The sequence below is a fragment of the Halopseudomonas xinjiangensis genome (genome assembly GCF_900104945.1).
In the GTDB taxonomy this organism is placed as follows: Bacteria; Pseudomonadota; Gammaproteobacteria; order Pseudomonadales; family Pseudomonadaceae; genus Halopseudomonas; species Halopseudomonas xinjiangensis.
In genome coordinates, this window is record NZ_LT629736.1 from 2,791,913 (window position 1) to 2,809,411 (window position 17,499).

Annotated in this window: 19 protein-coding genes; 3 read left to right on the forward strand and 16 right to left on the reverse strand. The window is 60.8% G+C overall.

The genetic code is table 11. The features are described 5' to 3' along the window. Position 1: 1 nt before the first annotated feature. Positions 2-511 carry a DUF3299 domain-containing protein gene (locus BLT85_RS12990; RefSeq protein ID WP_093395508.1) on the forward strand — a complete coding sequence of 170 codons (510 nt, stop codon included), beginning with the start codon at positions 2-4 and terminating at the stop codon, positions 509-511. Here BLT85_RS12990 and BLT85_RS12995 read toward each other — a convergent pair. From BLT85_RS12995 to BLT85_RS13020, 6 genes are read right to left on the reverse strand one after another with little or no spacing between them, the layout of a single operon-like run. After that, positions 505-1,614, reverse strand: a complete 1,110-nt coding sequence (locus BLT85_RS12995) for a tetratricopeptide repeat protein (RefSeq protein ID WP_093395510.1) — start codon at positions 1,612-1,614, stop codon at positions 505-507. The genes BLT85_RS12990 and BLT85_RS12995 overlap by 7 nt on opposite strands. Then, the gene (locus BLT85_RS13000) at positions 1,611-2,336 is read right to left on the reverse strand and encodes an energy transducer TonB (RefSeq protein ID WP_093395512.1); all 726 of its coding nucleotides are present in this window, start codon (positions 2,334-2,336) and stop codon (positions 1,611-1,613) included. The genes BLT85_RS12995 and BLT85_RS13000 overlap by 4 nt, the downstream gene beginning before the upstream one ends. Then, the gene (locus tag BLT85_RS13005; RefSeq protein ID WP_093395514.1) at positions 2,336-2,761 is read right to left on the reverse strand and encodes an ExbD/TolR family protein; all 426 of its coding nucleotides are present in this window, start codon (positions 2,759-2,761) and stop codon (positions 2,336-2,338) included. The genes BLT85_RS13000 and BLT85_RS13005 overlap by 1 nt, the downstream gene beginning before the upstream one ends. Positions 2,762-2,770: 9 nt before the next feature. Then, positions 2,771-3,286: a MotA/TolQ/ExbB proton channel family protein gene (locus BLT85_RS13010; RefSeq protein ID WP_172829834.1), complete on the reverse strand. Its 516-nt coding sequence runs from the start codon at positions 3,284-3,286 to the stop codon at positions 2,771-2,773. Next, positions 3,279-4,649: a MotA/TolQ/ExbB proton channel family protein gene (locus BLT85_RS13015; RefSeq protein ID WP_093395516.1), complete on the reverse strand. Its 1,371-nt coding sequence runs from the start codon at positions 4,647-4,649 to the stop codon at positions 3,279-3,281. The genes BLT85_RS13010 and BLT85_RS13015 overlap by 8 nt, the downstream gene beginning before the upstream one ends. After that, positions 4,646-5,410 carry a DUF3450 domain-containing protein gene (locus tag BLT85_RS13020; protein ID WP_093395518.1) on the reverse strand — a complete coding sequence of 255 codons (765 nt, stop codon included), beginning with the start codon at positions 5,408-5,410 and terminating at the stop codon, positions 4,646-4,648. Before BLT85_RS13020 ends, BLT85_RS13015 begins: the two co-directional genes overlap by 4 nt. A 202-nt stretch (positions 5,411-5,612) precedes the next feature. Here BLT85_RS13020 and BLT85_RS13025 point away from each other — a divergent pair, with 202 nt between their 5' ends. Further along, a complete protein-coding gene (locus BLT85_RS13025; RefSeq protein ID WP_093395520.1) occupies positions 5,613-6,281 on the forward strand; it encodes an OmpW family outer membrane protein in 669 nt (222 codons plus the stop codon). A gap of 40 nt (positions 6,282-6,321) precedes the next feature. On the opposite strand, the gene BLT85_RS13030 is transcribed toward BLT85_RS13025, so the two are convergent. The 4 genes from BLT85_RS13030 to BLT85_RS13045 all read right to left on the reverse strand — a co-directional run bounded on the left by BLT85_RS13030 (position 6,322) and on the right by BLT85_RS13045 (position 9,931). Continuing rightward, complete coding sequence (locus tag BLT85_RS13030; protein WP_093395523.1) at positions 6,322-7,203, reverse strand: sugar nucleotide-binding protein; 882 nt, start codon at positions 7,201-7,203, stop codon at positions 6,322-6,324. A 76-nt stretch (positions 7,204-7,279) separates the two neighbouring features. Further along, positions 7,280-7,957: a histidine phosphatase family protein gene (locus BLT85_RS13035; protein ID WP_093395526.1), complete on the reverse strand. Its 678-nt coding sequence runs from the start codon at positions 7,955-7,957 to the stop codon at positions 7,280-7,282. 90 nt (positions 7,958-8,047) lie between these two features. Then, the gene (gene ssb / locus BLT85_RS13040; protein WP_093395529.1) at positions 8,048-8,533 is read right to left on the reverse strand and encodes a single-stranded DNA-binding protein; all 486 of its coding nucleotides are present in this window, start codon (positions 8,531-8,533) and stop codon (positions 8,048-8,050) included. Between the two features lie 27 nt (positions 8,534-8,560). After that, complete coding sequence (locus tag BLT85_RS13045) at positions 8,561-9,931, reverse strand: MFS transporter (RefSeq protein ID WP_093395532.1); 1,371 nt, start codon at positions 9,929-9,931, stop codon at positions 8,561-8,563. 194 nt (positions 9,932-10,125) lie between these two features. On the opposite strand from BLT85_RS13045, the gene uvrA reads away from it, so the two are divergent. Continuing rightward, positions 10,126-12,963 (forward strand): excinuclease ABC subunit UvrA, encoded by a 2,838-nt coding sequence (gene uvrA / locus BLT85_RS13050; RefSeq protein ID WP_093395535.1) that lies wholly within the window; start codon positions 10,126-10,128, stop codon positions 12,961-12,963. Positions 12,964-13,015: 52 nt separating this feature from the next. Here uvrA and BLT85_RS13055 read toward each other — a convergent pair whose 3' ends face one another. From BLT85_RS13055 to rpsM, 6 genes are all read right to left on the reverse strand, one after another. Beyond that, complete coding sequence (locus BLT85_RS13055) at positions 13,016-14,461, reverse strand: catalase (protein WP_093395539.1); 1,446 nt, start codon at positions 14,459-14,461, stop codon at positions 13,016-13,018. Positions 14,462-14,634: 173 nt separating this feature from the next. Then, positions 14,635-15,018: a 50S ribosomal protein L17 gene (rplQ, locus tag BLT85_RS13060; RefSeq protein WP_093395542.1), complete on the reverse strand. Its 384-nt coding sequence runs from the start codon at positions 15,016-15,018 to the stop codon at positions 14,635-14,637. A 26-nt stretch (positions 15,019-15,044) separates the two neighbouring features. Beyond that, complete coding sequence (locus BLT85_RS13065; protein ID WP_093395545.1) at positions 15,045-16,046, reverse strand: DNA-directed RNA polymerase subunit alpha; 1,002 nt, start codon at positions 16,044-16,046, stop codon at positions 15,045-15,047. Positions 16,047-16,072: 26 nt separating this feature from the next. Further along, the gene (gene rpsD / locus BLT85_RS13070; RefSeq protein WP_093395548.1) at positions 16,073-16,693 is read right to left on the reverse strand and encodes a 30S ribosomal protein S4; all 621 of its coding nucleotides are present in this window, start codon (positions 16,691-16,693) and stop codon (positions 16,073-16,075) included. A gap of 14 nt (positions 16,694-16,707) precedes the next feature. Next, positions 16,708-17,097, reverse strand: coding sequence for a 30S ribosomal protein S11 (gene rpsK, locus BLT85_RS13075; RefSeq protein WP_093395551.1), 390 nt, complete (start codon positions 17,095-17,097; stop codon positions 16,708-16,710). Positions 17,098-17,117: 20 nt separating this feature from the next. After that, complete coding sequence (gene rpsM, locus BLT85_RS13080) at positions 17,118-17,474, reverse strand: 30S ribosomal protein S13 (RefSeq protein ID WP_093395554.1); 357 nt, start codon at positions 17,472-17,474, stop codon at positions 17,118-17,120. Between the last annotated feature and the right edge of the window lie 25 nt (positions 17,475-17,499).

The window sequence follows — 17,499 nt, forward strand, 5'->3', positions numbered from 1 at the left end:
CATGCGCGTACTGACCGGCTTTGTTTCTGCCCTGGCATGGCTAAGTTGCACTGCCGCGTTCGCCGCGCAGGAGCTTAGCTGGGACGATCTCATCCCGCCGGGCTACGAAGAGCCGATGCCGGCCCCGCAGAGCCCGCACGAACTCTCCGGCATGAGTGAGATGATCGACGAGTCCGGCGACCCTGCCGAGCAGCTGAACCCGGCCGCACCGGTCGTCGAAGAGCTGGACGGCCGCGAGGTGCGGCTGCCGGGCTACGTAGTGCCGCTTGGTCTCAGCGAGGGTCGCGTCGTCGAGTTTCTGCTGGTGCCCTACTTCGGCGCGTGCATCCATGTGCCACCGCCGCCCTCGAACCAGATTGTCCACGTCATCAGTAGCGAAGGGATCGAGCTGGACGCTCTGTACCAACCGTTCTGGATCAGCGGCCCGATGCGCGTTCAGAGGGTGGAAAGCGAGCTGGCCACAGCCGGTTACCAGATCAGCGCCAGCCAGATCGAGCCTTACGTCTACTGATTCGCGCCTTCCTCGGCCCGTACCGCTTCAACATAGTCGCGCCACTGTCTGATCGTTGCCAATTGCTCGGCACTGGCGCCCGCCTCTGCCCGCTCCAGCGTGCCGAGCAAGGCTGACCACTGCTGCTTTTCCAGCTGTAGCCTGGCCAGCTGCAGCCAATCGGAACTTGCACCGCTTTTTCCGGCCAATGCGCTCCAGGCTGCCTCGGCTCGCTCGCGATCACGCGCCTGCGACCATAGCTGCGCCAGAAGCCGCTGACGCTCGGCGCTCGGTCGTAACAGGTTCTCGGCAAGCAGCGCCTGCAGCAGACGGGCGGCCTGCCAGGGCGCCCCCGCCTGGACGTGCACGGCCACCAGGTTATGCAGATCCTGGTCGCTCAAGGATATGCCGCCCTCGTGGGCCAGTCTGAGGGTGGCCGCAGCCTCGACCTGACGCTCATCGAGACTTTGCATGCCAGCCAGTTGCCGCCAGTGCTCGGACTGGTTGGGTTGTCTGCGTACCAGCACCTTGAGCCAGCGTTCGGCCTGCCGGTAGCGTTCGAGCCGGTGATTCATGCCAGCCAGCAGGCGGTACCACACCGTGTCTGCCTGCGGATCGGCAGCCACCACCTGCTCGGCCAGAGGTATGGCTTTGTCGTACTGCTCCAGCTCGCTATAGGCCTGCACCAACAGCCTTTTGCGCGGGGTCGAGAGCTCGCCTCGTTGTTGTTCCTGCTCGAGTAGCCGCACTGCCTCGGCGTGCTGTCCAGCGCCTATGAGCAACTGCGCCAGGTTCCGCCGGTCCTGCGCTGCAGCCTGATCGCCCAGCGCCCCGCTATTCAGACCCAGACGCAGCCATTTGATGGCTTCGGACGGCCGGTCCTGCTCGATCGCCAGATAGCCCAGACGCTGATGGACAAGCGCCAACTCCAACGAGCCTTCGCGCAAGCCCTGGCGGATAGCTTCCAACCGCGCCCGGGCTTCGGCCTGACTGCCCGCTTGTTGGAGGCGCTGCGCCTCGGCGATAGCTTCAAAAACCGGCCGGGAAATCTGCTGCTGCGCCTGCACGGCACCACAGCACACCACTAACGACAGCAGCCCGGCAGATAGGATACGCGGGGTCATCGGCGCCGCCCTTGCAGACGGAAGTACAACGTCTTGGTTGCCTCGCGAGGTACCGGCTGACCATTTTCACGCCGCGGGGCGAAGCGCCAGCGGCTTGCCGCGCGCCGCGCTTCCCGATCGAAGACGCCCGGCGGCTCTGCCTCGGTTACCCGCAGATTGTCGACCTTGCCTTCGGCGGTGATGGTGAAACGCAACACAACCTTGCCCTCGATCCCGGCAGCACTAGCCCGCGGCGGGTAGTTGGGCGGTATGTCGACCAGCGGCGTCACGTCTTCGTCGATACTCACCTCGCCCATCTCCGCCGAGGCTGCGGCTTCCGGTTCGGCAGGCTGAGGCGCTGGCGCAGCCGGAGCCGCGACGGGCTCCGGTGTCGGTTGCGCCACCGCGAGGTTATCGAGGCTCGGCGCAGCAGTGATATTGATCTGCGCAGGCAGGTCGGGAATGCTCAGATCCAGCGCCACCTCCGCCTGCGCCGGAGCCTCTGGCGCAGCGTCAGGGATCGGCGGCGGCTCGGGCAGATCAGGAGGTTCCGGACGCTCCGGCAATTCGCGACGCTGGCGTTCTTCGCTGGCAGTATCGCTTACGCTGCGCACGAAGCCGACCCGCGCTATCTCCTCATCGGGCAATTGATCGTCGCGGGGGGGCATGACCAGCAGAATCATCAAGCCGAACAGGGCCAGGGCAACCAGGACTGCTGCTCCCAGGCTGACTAGCAGCCGCATCAGCGCGATCCACCCGAGCCCGACGCGGTGGCGGCTAGCGCGACGTCGTCTACTCCGGCCAGGCGAACCTGATCCATGATGCGGATCACCAGACCGCTGCGTGCGTCACGATCGGCCTGCACCACCACCGAGCTGTCCGGTTGATCAACGCGCATGCGCTCGACCGCGGCACGCACCGAGCGGATGTCGACCTGCTGACGGTCGATCCAGATCTCGCCGTTGGCGTCCACCGCGATAAGGATGTTGCCCCTGGGCTGGTTTTCGGCCGTGTCGGCAGACGGCGTCTGCACCGTGATCCCGGCTTCCTTGATGAAGGAGCTGGTGACGATAAAGAAAATCAGCATGATGAAAACGATGTCGAGCATGGGCGTCAGATCGATGCCGGCTTCGTCGTCACTGCTTGCTTGGTGCCTGCGCATGCGCATGGTCGATTCCTAGTCGTGGTGCAGCTTGTCGGTGAGCATCTGCAGGGCGCGACGCGCCTGCTGATCGAGTCTTGCCAGGCAGAACAGCCCGCTGATGGCGATGACCATACCCGCCATCGTCGGCACCGTGGCGCGGGAGACCCCGGCGGCCATCTCGCGCGGGTTGCCATTGCCGCTCAGCGCCATGACATCGAACACCTGAACCATGCCGGTCACCGTCCCGAGCAAACCAAGCAGGGGGCACAGGGCGATCAGTACGCGTACCAGCGGGAGGTAGCGATTCAGGCGCAACTGCGCCTGTGACAGCCAGGCATGGCGGATGCAGCGAGCTGCCACGGAATGTCGATCGCCTCGGTGAAGCCAGTCGGCTTGCAGGCGCCGGGCCTCGCTGGGAAAGACCCGAGCGAGGAACCACAACCGCTCGAGCATGAGCGTCCAGAGCAATATCGTGGTGAACAGGATGGTCCACAGCACCCAGCCGCCACTGTCGAGGAAATCCCTGAGCAGCCACAGCCCTTCAGTCACCTCGACGCTCTCCGTTGCCCAGATGCAGGGCAATCAGGCCGGCGCTTTGCTGTTCGAGCAATTGCACGAGCGCTTTGCTTCGCGCGGCAACCAGGCTATGCAGGAACAACAGCGGGATCGCCACGACCAGACCCAGGACGGTTGTCACCAGCGCCTGTGAAATGCCGCCGGCCATCATCTTCGGATCGCCGGTGCCGTACAGCGTGATCGCCTGGAAGGTGGCAATCATGCCGGTCACGGTACCCAACAGCCCGAGCAGCGGCGCAACCGCGGCAAGCAATTTGATCAGCCCCTGCCAGCGTTCGAGGCGCGGCGTTTCACGCAGGATCGCCTCGTCGAGCTTGAGCTCCAGCGTATCGATCTCTTCCAGGCGCGGCCGGTCGCCGATGACCCCGAGGACTCGGCCAAGTGGATTATCGGTGCGCAAATCGCCGAGATCGTCCGCTTGCCGATCGACACGGCGCGACACCCGCTGCAGCCAGATCAGCCGGCCGATGGCGAGCAGTAAGCCGAGCAGGCCCAGGCCGAGAATCACGTAGCCAACGAGCCCGCCCTGGCGAACCCGCTCAAGCAGCGATGGTGTCAGCTGTTGCTGCGCCAGCACGTTGCCCCGCGTCGGATCGACCCAGAGATCGGCAAGCTCGTCGCGCGGCTCGACAAAATCCTCGGCCAGGTTGCCGTCACCGGGCTGACGCGCCGCTACCATAAAACGATTGGCGTCAGGCTCGTACAGAAGGTAGTCATCTCCTTGAAGGGCGACGAAGGGACCAACGGCTACGACCGGCAATGTCTGCTGCTGGCCATCCCGGCCCGCCACCGCTGCGGTGAAGCGGCTGACCTGACCGCTGGCTGTCATGTCCTGCTGCAGTATGTACCAGAACTGTTCGAGTTCTTCGACCGTCGGAATGCTGCGGCTTTGCTCAAGCTGTTGAAGCCCCTCGGTCCGCTGCGGGAAACGAGCATTCAATAGCGAGTCTCGCCATTGGCCACGGGTGTCCGCGGCCATCTGCCTGACTACCCCGAACAGCTCACCAAGATTTCCGCTGCGCTCGTCGAGCTGCGCTTGCGCCTCGCCCAGCTCGCTTTCGAGTCGCTCGAATTCAGCTTGCAGCCGGTCCGTCTGCGCCTGTACCTCGGCAAGTGCCTGCTCCGCTTCGCGTAGCGTCTGCTGGCGCTGGTCTCGCTCGGCGATGAACCGCTGCTCCCGCTCACGCATTGCCTGCTGCTCCGCGCTACGCACCTCGCGAATGCTGCGCAACAGCTCATCAAGGCTGTCCGGGCCCGTGTCGGCCTGGGCAAAGCACAGGGGGGCGATCAGCGCCAGTAAGCCTGCTCCTATCCATCGCCGTGTCGCTGCGCTCATTGGGCATTCTCCTGATCCTGCACTGGCGGAAGCGGCAAACGCAGCATGACCGGCGTCTGTTGCTGCCTGGCGATGTTCAGGCCTTGCTCCAGAGTGCGTCGATACTCTCCAGGCAAAGCTGCCCAATCGCCCTGCTCCGGCTCCCAGTATCCTTGCTCGCTACCATCGGGCGTCTGGTAGAACAGCATCAGCCTGCCAAGACGCAGAAAGTCCACCACCCGCGTTCCGGTATCGTCCTGCAATGTGCCGCGCCACGCTTCAAGCGTGCGGCCATAGTCGCTTTCGATCTGGTACGCCTCGAGCACACGCCGATACTTCTCGGCAATGCTCACCGCCGGGTTGGCCATCAATGTCTTGAGCTGCGCGACCCGCTCGTGTCGCTCCTCGGACTGAAACGGCAGATCCAGCTCAACGAAACGTTCCAGCGAGGCGAGCATGCGCTGCAACAGAGGCAGCACCTCGTGCTGGGTATCTTCGATGGAAGCCAGCTGTGACTGCAGGCGTTGGAGCTCTTGCCGCTGAGCAGAAACGATATCCTCGAGTTGCTGGTTGTAATCGCGCAGCTGATCGCCCCGGCTGATTGCCTCTCTGTAGCGCTCAAGCGCTTCGCGGGTAGCGTCATCCAGCTGCTCGACACGTTGCTGAGACTGCACCGCTTCTCGGGTCAGCGCCGCGCTTTCGTCGAACGCGCGCTCCCCGGCATTCTGTGCCAGGGCTGCAGAGGACACGAGCGTCGCCAGAACCATGCATACCGCTCTCATTCAAAGGCTCCATCGGGGGAAGCTGGCGACCAGATGAGGCCAGCCACAAAAGAGAACCATTATCATCTGAGTCTGTGCGGAGTTCAACCGCTGTGGCAGAGCGTCGCAGCGGGCCAAAGCGAAGCATTGCTGTAGATCAATAATCCACGTCCCTTCGACGCATACAGTGAGCCCTGACAACACATGCATCAGGAGCTACACCATGTCACGCGTTACACAGAAGCTGTCCGCTGCCCTTATCCTCGCTCCAGCCCTGCTGGCCGTGTCAGTTACCGCCCATGCCTACGAGGCCGGCAACGTAATTCTGCGAGCGGGCGCGGTAGCGGCTGATCCGCAAGAAAGTAGCGGCGACGTCAAACTGGGCGGTGCGCCTACCGGACTGGAAGTCGGTGTCGACAGCAACATACAACTGGGTTTGACCGGGACCTTCATGCTGAGCGACAGACTGGGCCTGGGCCTGCTCGCAGCCACCCCGTTCAAGCACACCATCAATCTCAACGGCGTGGGTGAACTGGCTGACGTCAAGCACCTGCCTCCGACGTTGACACTGCAGTATTTCCCGCTGGGTTCGGCATCTGCATTACAGCCCTATGTTGGCGCCGGTCTGAACTACACCACGTTCTTCAGCGAAGACTTCAAGTCCGATCCCGCTGCCGCTGGCTTCAACGGCTTGTCGCTGGATGACTCCTGGGGTCTGGCTCTGGAAGCTGGACTGGACTATATGTTGACCGAAAACGTCGTTCTCAATGCAGCCGTCTGGTATGCGGACATCGACACCGAAGCGACCTTCGACGTAGGCGGCGTGCCTGGCAAAGTCAGCGTGGATATCGACCCGTACGTCTACATGGTGGGCCTGGGATACAAATTCTAAGCGGCAAGACTGGAACGCATGACGGCCGCCTTTGCGGCCGTCATGCGTTCTGCGGGTCGATCAGTGCGGAAAGCTGAGCGCGCCAGGCGCGCGGCTTGATGCCGAAGGCCATCAACAGCCGGCGAGAAGCCAGTGCGGCATTCTGCGGCTCGCGCCCAGCCATTTGCTGGCTGGCGAAAGAAACCGGCTGTACGATCGGATCGACTTCCAGCTGCTGGCTGGCCAATAACTCTTGCGCCAGACTCTTGGCAAAGGAAATCCAGCTGGATACTTCGCTACTGCCGTAGTGGTAGGTGCCATAGAGCGGTGCGTCGCAGTCAAGTTGCTTGAGTATCGCCAGCATGACCCGGGCCGCATCGTTGATCGGAGTGGGATTGCCCCGCCACTCTTCGGCCAGTTGAACGGGTTCGCCAGTTTGCATCTGCGCCAGCAGCCGCCCCAGCAGGCCGTCGCCGGACCGGTCCAGAAGCCAGCTGAAGCGCAGGATGACGTGCCGCTCGCTGGCCTGGCGAAGCCGTCCTTCGAGCTCTGCCTGCAGCGAGCCCAGCGGATCGGAAGGAGCGAGCGGATCTTTCTCGCTGTAAGCACTGGTCTTTAGCCCGTCGAATACCCTGGCGCTGGAAGGCATAAAAAGTGCGCAGTCATGGCTGACGCAGCTTTCGATCAGCTTGTTGGTAAAACGCCGCTGCTCGTCGAGTGCTGGTTGTTCCAGCAGACCCAGTTGAAACTGCTCATGGTAGAAAGCCAGATTTACCAGCATGTCCGGACGCTCTCGCGCCAGTGCCTGGTCGACAACCTCATTCGACCAGCCGCCCGGCGACTGCCCAAGCGTCTGAAGCTGGATCGATTCCATCGACGCCTGCGCCAGCAAGGCCTGACCCAGACGGGTCTCTTCCCCAAGCAGCAACACCCGCATGCGCATCTGAATCAGCCTTGTCTCATCGAACGGAACCTGCCCCTATTGTGCAGTGTTACGGCGATGGCGTCACCACGCAGCGTCATGCGTAGGTGATCAGTGACTGATGCTGCGGATGGTCCAGATGCGGCACGCTGTTGAAGCTGCTCAAGCGCATCGAGCGCTGATTGAACACGCAGTGGATGAGACCGGTGTTACGCGTCTGCAGATTGAGTTCGACCATGGTCTCGCAGGGCGCATCCAGCAACTGGCGAACCAGCATCGCAATCGCTCCTCCGGAACTGATTGCCAGGACCCGCTTGCCCGCGCAGCGAGCCATGAGATCTTCCTTCATAAAGCGAACGCGCTCTTCGAACGCCGCCCAGGTTTCCGGCAAATCGCCCTCCAGGCCTGACTGTGACCAGAGGATGATGCCCTTGCGCAGACGCTTGAAGAAGTCGGATACCGCTGGTTTCTCCGGGAGCTTCTCTTCCGGGAACTGAGCCGTATAGGCGGCGAGAATGGCGTGGAAATCGAACTCGTTCAGCTGGGTGAATACTTCGAACGAGGGGTCCTTCAGGTCCAGACCGGCACAGATGCCCTCTGCGGTCTCGCGATGACGCACCATATCGCCGGTGAGAATGTGATCGAAGTGCATGTCGCGCTCGCGGAAGTACTCACCAAGCAACCGCGCTTGGCGATGACCCTTGTCCGACAGCTGATCGTAATTGCTCGAGCCGAAGGACGCCTGGCCGTGACGTACAAAGTAAACTTCTGACATCTTGGATTCGCTTTTTCCTGGGCAAAACAAAGCCCGGTGAGCCGAAGAACATCATCCTCGACCAAGCCGGGCTGGTTCGACAGCTACATTCTAAAAAGGAATGTCGTCGTCAAAACTATCGTAATCGGGCATCGATTGCGGCTGCTGTTGCGCCGGCTGCGGCGATGGCTGCTGCTGTTGCGGGCGCTGTTGCTGCGGACGCGGCGGGGCCATGCCCTGCTCACCGCCCTGCGGGCGACCGTCGAGCAGCTGCATCTGGCCGCCCATGTCGACGACGATTTCGGTGGTGTAGCGCTTGACGCCGTCTTTTTCCCATTCACGGGTCTGCAGACGACCTTCGATGTACATCTTCGAGCCCTTGCGCACGTATTCACCGACGACCTCGGCAATACGGCCGAAGAACACCACTCGGTGCCATTCGGTGCGCTCTTGCTGCTGGCCTGTTTGCTTGTCCTTCCAGCTATCGGAGGTAGCAAGCGTGACGTTGGCGACGGCATTGCCATTGGGCAGGTAGCGGACTTCCGGATCGCCCCCGACGTTGCCGATCAGAATTACCTTGTTGACGCCTCTGGCCATGATTCAAATCTCCTGACGTGCCTGAGCTCAGGCTGGTTGTAGAACTCGATCCAGCGCTTCGCGATCCAGCACCTGCGTATCGACTTTGATGTATGCGGCCGCTTCCTCGGCCACGATGACCGCCTCGGCCACGCCCGGCACCGCGAGAATTCGCCGGAGCAGCGCCTCATCCCGGAACGGTGCATCGGGCAACGGCAGGCGATAGCTTTTGACATATGGCGGCTGCTTCATGGTAACACCAATCATCAGCCAGGAAAGAGCGAGCAAACCGCAAAGCAGGAAAACCCCGCCCAGGCCAAACTCCCCATAAGCCGCTCCTCCCAAGGCACCACCCAGCGCTGCGCCGATGAACTGGCTGGTCGAATAAACGCCCATCGCAGTCCCCTTGGCACCGGGAGGCGCGATCTTGCTCAGCAAGGACGGCAGAGTGGCCTCGAGCAGATTGAACGCAGTGAAATACACCACGATCGCCACCACCAGCCCATTCAGCGAATCGAGATTCAGCCAGATCATACCCTGCACCGCAGCCAGCAAGGCCACAGCGGCCAGAAGCACCTGCTTCACCCGGCGCTTGCGTTCGGCATAGATGATCGCGGGCACCATCGCGACGAAGGAAACCAGCAAGGCCGACAGGTATACCCACCAATGCTGACTGGTGGGTAAACCGGCGTGGTCCTGCAGTGCCAGCGGGATCGCCACGAAACTCGCCATGAGGATCGCGTGCAGCGCGCCAATTCCATAGTTGAGCCGCAGCAACTCCGGATTGCGCAGCGCCGGCATCAATGCGGAGCGCACCACGCCGGCCTCCCGGTGTTGCAGCGCCAGGGTCGGTGTTGGCACCACCCAGGTCACCAATGCCAGGCCAACCAGCGCCAGCGCAACGGTGACGTAAAACACGCCGGAGAGCCCGGCGACCGAAGCGATGAGCGGGCCGGCGATCATCGCCACGCCGAACGAGACGCCAATGCTCATACCTATCATCGCCATCGCCTTGGTCCGATGTTCGTCCCGCGTCAGATCAGCGACGAGCGCCATGATTGCCGCTGCGATCGCACCGGCACCTTGCAGAATACGGCCCATCACCACACCAAGCATGCTGTCTGCCTGGGCCGCCACCAGCCCGCCCAGCGCGAACAACAGCAGTCCGCCAATGATCACTGGCTTGCGACCGATACGGTCGGACAACATGCCGAACGGAATCTGCAGTAACGCCTGGGTGAAACCATAGGCACCGATTGCTACTCCTATGAGCAACGGCGTCGCGCCATCGAGGTGCTGTCCGTAGGTGGCCAGCACCGGCAGGACCATGAACAATCCGAGCATGCGAAAGGCGAACACGGCTGCGAGCGATACCGCAGCGCGGCGCTCGATCGGCGTCATCGATTCAGCCTGTTGCATGAAATCTCCGGGATTGAAAAAGGCGCGCATTTTAGCATGCATGACTACGCAGCGTAGCGCTGGCAACGCCGCGCATGGACATCTTTGGTTGCAAAGCGAACGGGGGAATATGGCCTGCAACGGCTGCGATTTTGCTGCCTCGTTCCCAGGCAACGTATACTAACCGGCTTTGCTGGCCGCTGGGTAAATGTACTGTGGATACCATTCTCATCCGTGGGGCGCGCACCCACAATCTGAAGAACGTCGATCTCGATCTGCCCCGTGACAAGCTCATCGTCATTACCGGTCTGTCCGGTTCGGGAAAATCATCACTCGCCTTCGACACGCTCTACGCCGAAGGCCAGCGTCGTTACGTCGAGTCGCTGTCGGCCTATGCCCGCCAGTTCCTGGCGATCATGGAAAAGCCGGACGTCGACCATATCGAAGGTCTGTCGCCAGCGATCTCGATCGAACAGAAATCGACTTCGCACAACCCGCGTTCGACTGTCGGCACCATTACCGAAATCTACGATTATCTGCGCCTGCTATTCGCGCGAGTCGGCACCCCGCGGTGCCCGGACCATGATCTGCCGCTGACTGCTCAAACCGTCAGCCAGATGGTCGACCAGGTGCTTGCCATGCCCGAGGGCAGCAAGCTGATGCTGCTCGCGCCAGTGATGCGCGAGCGCAAGGGCGAGCACCTGGCACTGTTCGACGAGCTGCGTGCGCAGGGCTTCGTTCGCGCTCGCATCAACGGCCGCATTCATGATCTGGACGAAGCACCGGCACTGGAAAAGAACAAGAAGCACACCATCGAAGTCGTCGTCGATCGCTTCAAGGTGCGCGCCGATCTGCAGCTGCGTCTGGCCGAGTCCTTTGAGACCGCGCTGAACCTCGCCGACGGGCTGGCGATCATCGCGCCCATGGAAGGTGAAGAACTGGCGCCGGAAATCGTCTTCAGCGCACGTTTCGCCTGCCCGCAATGCGGTCACTCGATCAGCGAACTGGAGCCGCGGCTGTTTTCGTTCAACAATCCCGCCGGTGCCTGCCCCGTTTGCGATGGCCTGGGGGTCAAGCAATTTTTCGACAGCAAGCGACTGGTCAACGGCGAGCTGACTCTGGCCGAAGGCGCGATTCGCGGCTGGGACCGGCGCAACGTCTACTATTTTCAGATGCTCAGTTCGCTGGCCAACCACTACGGTATCGATCTGGATCAGCCATTCGGCGAACTGCAGGACAAACATCGCAAGCTCATCCTAAGCGGCACCGGTACCGAGAAGGTCAGCTTCCGTTATCTGAATGATCGCGGCGATGTCGTCAAGCGTGAGCACCCGTTCGAAGGCATCCTGCCTAATATGGAGCGCCGTTATCGAGAAACCGAATCGCAAAGCGTGCGCGAAGAGCTGGCCAAGTACCTCAGTACTCAGCCGTGTCCGGAGTGCGCCGGCACCCGACTGCGTCGCGAGGCCCGCCATGTATTCATCGACGAGCGCAACCTCCCCGGGCTGACAACTCTTCCGGTCGGCGCCGCTGCCGAATACTTTGCGCAGCTGACGCTGCCGGGCAATCGCGGCGAGATCGCCGAGAAAATCCTGAAGGAAATCCGCGAACGCCTGGCGTTCTTGGTTAACGTCGGGCTCGATTACCTGACGCTTGACCGCAGCGCAGACACACTGTCAGGCGGTGAAGCGCAGCGCATTCGCCTCGCCAGCCAGATCGGCGCAGGGCTGGTCGGGGTGATGTACATCCTTGACGAGCCGTCCATCGGCCTGCACCAGCGAGACAACGAGCGCCTGCTGGGAACGCTCGTACACCTGCGTGATCTGGGCAATACCGTCATCGTGGTGGAACATGACGAAGACGCGATCCGACTCGCCGACTATGTTGTGGATATCGGTCCCGGCGCCGGTATCCACGGTGGTCGAATCGTATCGCAGGGCACGCCCGGGGAAGTGATGAACGACCCCAATTCGTTGACCGGGATGTACCTGTCGGGCCGGATGAAAATCCCAGTCCCGCCGGAGCGCACCCCGCCGCGCAAGAACGAGTGGCTGCGCCTGAAAGGCGCCTGCGGCAACAATCTGCAGAACGTCAACCTGGAGATACCCGTCGGCCTGATGACGTGCGTCACCGGCGTCTCCGGGTCGGGCAAGTCGACGCTGATCAACAATACTCTCCACCCAATCACGGCGACCGCGCTGAATGGCGCGACGACGCTGGATGTCGCGCCTTACACGAGCTTCGACGGCCTGCAGCATCTGGACAAGGTCGTGGACATCGACCAAAGCCCGATCGGACGGACTCCACGCTCCAACCCAGCGACCTATACCGGACTGTTCACCCCGATTCGCGAACTGTTCGCCGGTACCCAGGAAGCGCGCTCACGCGGCTACAAGGCCGGACGCTTCTCGTTCAACGTCAAGGGCGGGCGCTGTGAAGCCTGTCAGGGCGACGGCCTGATCAAGGTCGAGATGCACTTCCTACCGGACATCTACGTGCCATGCGACGTCTGCAAGAGCAAGCGCTACAATCGCGAGACGCTGGAGATCAAGTACAAGGGCAAGAGCATCCACGAGGTGCTGGAGATGACCATCGAGGAGGCGCGGAGCTTCTTCGACGCGGTACCGGCACTGGCCCGCAAGCTGCAAACGCTGATTGAGGTGGGTCTGTCATACATCCGCCTTGGTCAATCCGCGACCACTCTGTCGGGGGGTGAAGCCCAGCGCGTCAAACTGGCTCGCGAACTGTCCAAGCGCGACACTGGCAAGACGCTATATATCCTCGACGAACCGACGACCGGCTTGCACTTTGCCGATATTCAGCAACTGCTCGATGTCCTGCATCGTTTACGTGACCACGGCAACACGGTCGTGGTCATCGAACACAACCTGGATGTGATCAAGACGGCCGACTGGGTCGTCGATCTGGGGCCGGAAGGAGGCTTCAAGGGCGGGCAGATCATTGCCGCCGGCACCCCTGAGCAGGTATCGGAAATGAAGCAATCGCATACCGGCCTGTTTCTGGGGCCGCTTCTCAAGCGGGATAGGGCATAGCGGGTATAAAAAACCGGGCGATACGCCCGGTTTTTTATTCGGAGACAAAACGTCAAGCCGAAGCTTTAAGCGCCTCGCGCACGCCAACGCCGTATTCCGGATGCACCTTGTCGAAATGGCCAAGCTGCCGCGCGACGATGAACTCCGGCACACCTTGCATGGCTGCAGCGATATTGCTGAACAAACGCTGCTTCTGTCCTTCGTCAAACAACTCGAACAACGCACGGGGCTGGCTGTAGTCGTCGTTGCCTTCGCGATGGTCAAACCGGTCCGCATCGCCTTCGAGGGGCAGAGGCGGCTCACCGTATTCCGGATTCTGCGCTGGGCCGCCGAATGAATTGGGTTCGTAATAGGCGTCCGCCACCGGCATATTCGGGGAAAAGCGCATTGCACCGTCTTTGTGATAGTGATGCACCGGACACTTCGGTGCGTTGACCGGCAGCGCTTCGTAGTGCGTCCCCAAGCGGTAACGGTGCGCATCAGCGTAGGAAAACACGCGAGCCTGAAGCATCTTGTCCGGAGAAAAACCAACGCCGGGTATCACGTTCGAGGGCGAGTAAGCAGCCTGCTCTATTTCGGCAAAATAGTTGTCAGCGTTACGGTTGAGCTCGAGGATGCCGACCTCAATCAGCGGAAACTCGGCATGCGGCCACACCTTCGTCAGATCGAACGGATTGTACGGGGTCTGCCGTGCCTGTTCTTCTGTCATGATCTGTACGCACATTCTCCAGCGAGGGAAGTCACCATTGTCGATCGCGCTGTACAGGTCCTCCTGTGTGCTTTCGCGAGTCTTGCCAACGACCTTTTCCGCCTGCTCGTTGGTCCAGTGCCGGTGTCCCTGGAGCGTCTTGAAGTGAAACTTGACCCACACGCGCTCGTTGGCTGCGTTAATGAAGCTGTAAGTATGCGACCCATAACCATTGATGTGGCGAACGTCCGTCGGCAGCCCACGGTCAGACATCAGCATGGTGACCTGGTGGAGGCTTTCGGGCGACAGCGACCAGAAGTCCCACATCGCAGTGGGCGAACGCAGATTGGTGCGTGGGTGGCGTTTCTGAGTGTGAATGAAATCAGGAAACTTCAGCGGGTCGCGAACGAAGAACACTGGCGTATTGTTGCCGACGACGTCCCAGTTACCCTCTTCCGTGTAGAACTTCACGGCGAAACCTCGAACGTCGCGCTCGGCATCTGCGGCGCCAAGCTCACCGGCCACGGTGGAAAAGCGCATGACCAGTTCAGTCTGCTTGCCGACCTCGGAGAAAAGCCGAGCGCGCGTGAAACGGGTGACGTCATTAGTGATAGTCAGCGTACCGAAAGCACCCGACCCCTTGGCATGCACAACGCGCTCGGGGATGCGCTCCCGGTTCTGGTGAGCGAGCTTTTCGATGAGCTGGTAATCCTGTAACAACAGCGGACCCCGAGAACCCGCACTAAGGGAGTTCTGGTTGTCGGCGATCGGATTGCCGGCACTGGTCGTCATGGTTTTTCTATCAATCATGGTTGGTTCCTTGTGCGAAATAGGTCCGGTTTCACCGGGCCAAAGCAGTATCGACCGCCTCGCTTAAGAGAACCAATTTATATATCCAAGCATCCTAATAGAGATACCCTAACATCGAGCCGCAGCCACAAAAAAGCCGAGCAATGCTCGGCTTTTCTTACGCAGCGGACAGCTTACTCTTCAGAAGCAGCAGCCAGCTCCGGACGATCCACCAGCTCCACGTAGGCCATGGGCGCGGCATCACCAGCGCGGAAACCGCACTTGAGAATGCGCACATAACCGCCGGGACGATCGGCGTAGCGCTTGCCCAGGTCATTAAACAGCTTACCAACAGCTTCTTTGCTGCGGGTGCGGTCGAATGCCAGGCGACGGTTGGCCACGGTGTCTTCCTTGGCCAGGGTGATCAGCGGCTCAGCCACTCGGCGCAGTTCTTTCGCCTTGGGCAGAGTAGTCTTGATCAGTTCGTTTTCGAACAGCGACACCGCCATGTTCTGGAACATGGCCTTGCGGTGTGAGCTGGTCCGATTCAGGTGACGACCACTTTTACGATGACGCATCTTTCAAATCCTCGGTGTCGAGACGATCAGGCGGAAACCTTATCGTCCTTCTTCAAGCTTGCCGGCGGCCAGTTGTCCAGACGCATACCCAGTGACAGACCACGCGAGGCCAGAACATCCTTGATCTCTGTCAGGGACTTCTTGCCAAGGTTCGGGGTCTTCAGCAGCTCCACTTCGGTACGCTGGATCAGATCGCCAATGTAATAGATATTTTCGGCTTTCAGGCAGTTGGCTGAACGCACTGTCAGTTCCAGATCGTCTACCGGGCGCAGCAGGATCGGATCGATCTCGTCTTCCTGATGCTCAACAACCGGCTCGTGATCGCCCTTGAGATCGACGAAAGCGGCCAGCTGCTGCTGCAGGATAGTCGCAGCACGACGGATCGCCTCTTCGGGATCCAGCGTGCCGTTGGTTTCCAGATCGATGATCAGCTTGTCCAGGTTGGTACGCTGCTCCACCCGGGCGCTCTCAACGACGTAGGCGACGCGACGAACCGGCGTGTAGGTAGCATCCAGCTGAAGGCGGCCAATCGAACGGCTCTCGTCTTCATCAGACTGACGAGCGTCGGCAGGCTCATAGCCACGGCCGCGAGCGACGGTGAGCTTCATGTTGAGCACACCATTGGCAGACAGGTTGGCGATGACGTGATCGGGGTTAACGATCTCGACATCGTGGTCCAACTGGATGTCCGCACCAGTCACGGCACCCGGACCCTTCTTGGAAAGGTTCAGGGTAACGTGATCACGACCGTGCATCTTGATAGCCAGGCCTTTCAGGTTCAGCAGGATCTCGATGACGTCTTCCTGCACGCCTTCGATGGCGCTGTACTCATGCAACACGCCGTCGATTTCCGCCTCTACCACAGCGCAACCGGGCATGGAGGAGAGCAGAATGCGACGCAGCGCATTGCCCAGGGTGTGACCGAAACCACGCTCCAACGGCTCCAAGGTGATCTTGGCGCGCGTGGGCGAGCTTTCCTGTACGTCGATATGACGCGGTGTTAGAAACTCGGTAACCGAACTTTGCATGGGAGGCACCTTTTGCTGTCTGTCGCTTACTTGGAGTACAGCTCGACGATCAGGTTTTCGTTGATGTCGGCGTACAGGTCGCTGCGTGAAGGCAGGCTTTTGAACACGCCTTCCTTCTTCGCTGCGTCGACTTCCAGCCATTCGACCGAGCCACGCTGAGCAGCCAGATCCAGCGAGCCGCTAATGCGCAGCTGATTCTTGGCCTTCTCACGAACCGCTACCACGTCGCCTGGCGATACCAGGAAAGACGCTACGTTCACGGTCTTGCCGTTTACCATGATTGCCTTGTGCGAAACCAGCTGACGCGATTCGGCACGGGTGGAGCCAAAGCCCATCCGGTATACGACATTATCCAGACGACGCTCGAGCAACTGCAGCAGGTTTTCGCCAGTCGCGCCTTTCAGGCGAGCAGCTTCCTTGTAGTAGTTGCTGAACTGACGCTCGAGGATGCCGTAAATACGACGAACCTTTTGCTTTTCACGCAGCTGGGTGCCGTACTCGGACAGACGACCACGGCGCTGGCCGTGGACGCCCGGAGGGCTTTCCAGCTTGCACTTCGAATCGAGGGCGCGCACGCCGCTCTTGAGAAACAGGTCAGTGCCTTCGCGACGAGACAGCTTGCACTTGGGACCAATATATCGAGCCATTTACCGTCTCCTGATTAAACGCGGCGCTTCTTGGGCGGGCGGCAGCCGTTATGTGGGATAGGGGTGACATCAGTGATGCCGCTGATCTTGTAACCACAAGCATTCAGCGCGCGTACAGCTGACTCACGACCCGGGCCAGGGCCCTTCACGTTAACGTCGAGGTTCTTGAGACCATATTCCAGGGCCGCTTGACCAGCACGCTCTGCAGCTACCTGGGCAGCGAACGGAGTGCTTTTGCGCGAACCACGGAAACCGGAGCCACCAGAGGTAGCCCAGCTCAGAGCGTTGCCCTGGCGATCGGTAATGGTGATGATGGTGTTATTGAAAGACGCGTGGATGTGGGCGATCCCGTCGACCACCGTCTTTTTGACTTTCTTGCGAACACGAGCAGCAGGCTTAGCCATATCTGTATATTCCTTCGCGATTACTTACGGATCGGCTTGCGCGGACCCTTGCGGGTACGAGCGTTGGTCTTGGTGCGCTGACCGCGGACCGGAAGGCCCTTACGGTGACGCAGACCACGATAGCAACCCAGATCCATGAGACGCTTGACGTTCATGTTGATCACACGACGCAGGTCACCTTCAACGGTGCTCTTGGCTACCTCATTGCGCAGCAGATCGACCTGCTCCTCGCTGAGTTCCTTGATCTTTGCACTGGGGGCGATGCCAGTGGCGGCACAGATTTCCTGTGCCTTGGTCTGACCGATACCGAAGATATAGGTCAGTGAGATAACAGTATGCTTGTTATCCGGGATGTTGACGCCTGCAATACGGGCCATCCAAATTACTCCGTCTGACAGCTAC

Excerpts from the sequence above, each read along its gene's own strand:
- rplQ (WP_093395542.1), bottom strand. The coding sequence starts at position 15,018 with ATGCGTCATCGTAAAAGTGGTCGTCACCTGAATCGGACCAGCTCACAC.
- BLT85_RS13015 (WP_093395516.1), bottom strand. The coding sequence starts at position 4,649 with ATGAGCGCAGCGACACGGCGATGGATAGGAGCAGGCTTACTGGCGCTG.
- rpsK (WP_093395551.1), bottom strand. The coding sequence starts at position 17,097 with ATGGCTAAGCCTGCTGCTCGTGTTCGCAAGAAAGTCAAAAAGACGGTG.
- BLT85_RS13000 (WP_093395512.1), bottom strand. The coding sequence starts at position 2,336 with ATGCGGCTGCTAGTCAGCCTGGGAGCAGCAGTCCTGGTTGCCCTGGCC.
- BLT85_RS13005 (WP_093395514.1), bottom strand. The coding sequence starts at position 2,761 with ATGCGCATGCGCAGGCACCAAGCAAGCAGTGACGACGAAGCCGGCATC.
- BLT85_RS13065 (WP_093395545.1), bottom strand. The coding sequence starts at position 16,046 with ATGCAAAGTTCGGTTACCGAGTTTCTAACACCGCGTCATATCGACGTA.
- BLT85_RS12995 (WP_093395510.1), bottom strand. The coding sequence starts at position 1,614 with ATGACCCCGCGTATCCTATCTGCCGGGCTGCTGTCGTTAGTGGTGTGC.
- rpsD (WP_093395548.1), bottom strand. The coding sequence starts at position 16,693 with ATGGCTCGATATATTGGTCCCAAGTGCAAGCTGTCTCGTCGCGAAGGC.
- BLT85_RS12990 (WP_093395508.1), top strand. The coding sequence starts at position 2 with ATGCGCGTACTGACCGGCTTTGTTTCTGCCCTGGCATGGCTAAGTTGC.
- rpsM (WP_093395554.1), bottom strand. The coding sequence starts at position 17,474 with ATGGCCCGTATTGCAGGCGTCAACATCCCGGATAACAAGCATACTGTT.
- BLT85_RS13055 (WP_093395539.1), bottom strand. The coding sequence starts at position 14,461 with ATGATTGATAGAAAAACCATGACGACCAGTGCCGGCAATCCGATCGCC.
- BLT85_RS13045 (WP_093395532.1), bottom strand. The coding sequence starts at position 9,931 with ATGCAACAGGCTGAATCGATGACGCCGATCGAGCGCCGCGCTGCGGTA.
- BLT85_RS13020 (WP_093395518.1), bottom strand. The coding sequence starts at position 5,410 with ATGAGAGCGGTATGCATGGTTCTGGCGACGCTCGTGTCCTCTGCAGCC.
- BLT85_RS13035 (WP_093395526.1), bottom strand. The coding sequence starts at position 7,957 with ATGTCAGAAGTTTACTTTGTACGTCACGGCCAGGCGTCCTTCGGCTCG.
- ssb (WP_093395529.1), bottom strand. The coding sequence starts at position 8,533 with ATGGCCAGAGGCGTCAACAAGGTAATTCTGATCGGCAACGTCGGGGGC.
- BLT85_RS13030 (WP_093395523.1), bottom strand. The coding sequence starts at position 7,203 with ATGCGCATGCGGGTGTTGCTGCTTGGGGAAGAGACCCGTCTGGGTCAG.
- BLT85_RS13025 (WP_093395520.1), top strand. The coding sequence starts at position 5,613 with ATGTCACGCGTTACACAGAAGCTGTCCGCTGCCCTTATCCTCGCTCCA.